The organism is Stieleria sedimenti (genome assembly GCF_025060895.1).
Classification (GTDB): Bacteria; Planctomycetota; Planctomycetia; order Pirellulales; family Pirellulaceae; genus Stieleria; species Stieleria sedimenti.
This window is the reverse complement of the sequence record NZ_JANZKV010000336.1, coordinates 1-1,774: the sequence shown is the minus strand read 5'-3', so window position 1 is coordinate 1,774 and position 1,774 is coordinate 1. Positions and strand designations below refer to the sequence as shown.

The window sequence follows — 1,774 nt, the reverse complement described above, 5'->3', positions numbered from 1 at the left end:
GGGTGCATTCCCATTTAGTTGACGTTTTTGCTAGCAACCCGTCGGGGGCTTGGCTGCTGTTTCTGGATCCGGTGTTGACGGTATCTTGGGCGATTCAAGGATGATTTTCCACTCGCCTAGCAAGGATGCCGACGACAATGCAAGGACTAGACATGGGGCAAGAGAATGGTGAACGGATTGAGTCGGCCGAAGAAATGCTCGCGCTGTTTTACGCTCAGTTGGTTCCCAAAGTTACGCTCTGGAAACAACGGATCTCAGATCATCCCGAGCAACTCGCAACGCTGGAAAGAACCATCCATGATGCCTTTGCCCGCGGTGCGGACATGGTCGTCGCCGGGCTGATCTCCGCGACCATGATCGAAAAAGGTTTTGAAAAGGCATGCCAATCGAGTCGGGTCAACTTCTCAAGACCGCTTCAGAAAGGGCGCGAGACTAGGGTCGCCGTTCGATTGCTCGGCGGCATGCTGTTCTGGGCCACAGCGCTCTACTGTGCCCCTAAGAAAAAGTTGCTTGGTCGAGACGATTCGCCCCGCGTCGGCTTGCATGTTTCGCTTGCTCAATTCGGGTTCGGCAAAGGCGTCTCGCCCGCGCTGGAGAGTCGCGTGGCACGCCAAGTGGCATTGTGTCCTTCGATCGAAGTGGCTCACCGAGAACTGGTTCGCGATGGTATCACACTTGATATCAAGGCGGTCAAACGGATCGCCTATCAATCTGGCGACGGCTTATTGCGACTACGACGGCATCGGCTCAAACTGTTTCGGCAGGGCAAGTTGGCGAGCACCGGTGAATTGGCCGGGAAACGAGTGTCGGTGCAAATTGATGGCGGAAGAATGAAAATACGCGGCAAAATGCTAACTGCATCGACTTCCAATGCGTCAAGCGATGATGTCGCTCAGGGGCAAGCTGACTCGCCCGGACGCTCGGCAAAGAAACCTGCACGCTCGTTTGAAGCGGACTGGCGGGAGCCTAAACTGATGACGATTTTTGTTCACGACGAGCAGGGGCGGATGGTGAAGGAGCATGAAGCGACGATCGACGGCACCCTGACTGGGCCCGACGCGATCGCCGAATTGGTTGCGATGCATCTGCATCGGCTCGGAGCCGCGGAGGCACATAGCGTGACGTTCGTCGCCGATGGCGCCCCCTGGATTTGGGATCGTATTGATCGCATCATTCAATATGCGGGACTAACGAGCGTCGTCACGCATCAGGTCTTGGACTGCTGCCATGCGGTGCATCACGTTTCCAAAGCGATTGCTTCGCTTGGGCTCGACGCAGACGTCCGCCAGGGGCTTTATCGTCAGTACCGAACGCTGCTGCGAAACGGTCAATGGCGCCGAGTGGTTGATGAGCTCGCCGGCCTAGAACGCGTCGGAAAATCGGCCACAGAACTGGAAACAGAAATCCATTACCTTTGCCGACATGGTGAAGCGGGTCGGTTGAGTTACCCTGCCTATCGTCGCAGCGGAATCCCTTGTGGTAGCGGGGCGATCGAAAGCAGCATTCGCCGCGTGATCAATTTGCGTCTGAAGAGCAATGCAATGTTTTGGAAAAGCGAAAACGCGGAGCAGATGCTTCAAGTTCGCGCTCATCTGATTCCTGATCGTTGGGATGAATCAATCGGCGAGCTGGCCGAATTCCGTCGCACCCAGGCAAGCGACAGTTGGCACTGGGAGCCTCGTCCAATGAGCTGCAAAGTTGAAGCCACTGACCAACAACTCATTTCGGCCGACGATTAACGTGATTTTTGCGTCAACTAAATGGGAATGCACCC

General features: G+C 55.7%; 1 protein-coding gene. It reads left to right on the top strand.

What is annotated here, in order from left to right:
- The first annotated feature begins 137 nt into the window (after positions 1-137).
- Positions 138-1,739, top strand: a complete 1,602-nt coding sequence (locus NZK35_RS32840) for a hypothetical protein (protein ID WP_259636758.1) — start codon at positions 138-140, stop codon at positions 1,737-1,739.
- Positions 1,740-1,774 lie beyond the last annotated feature (35 nt).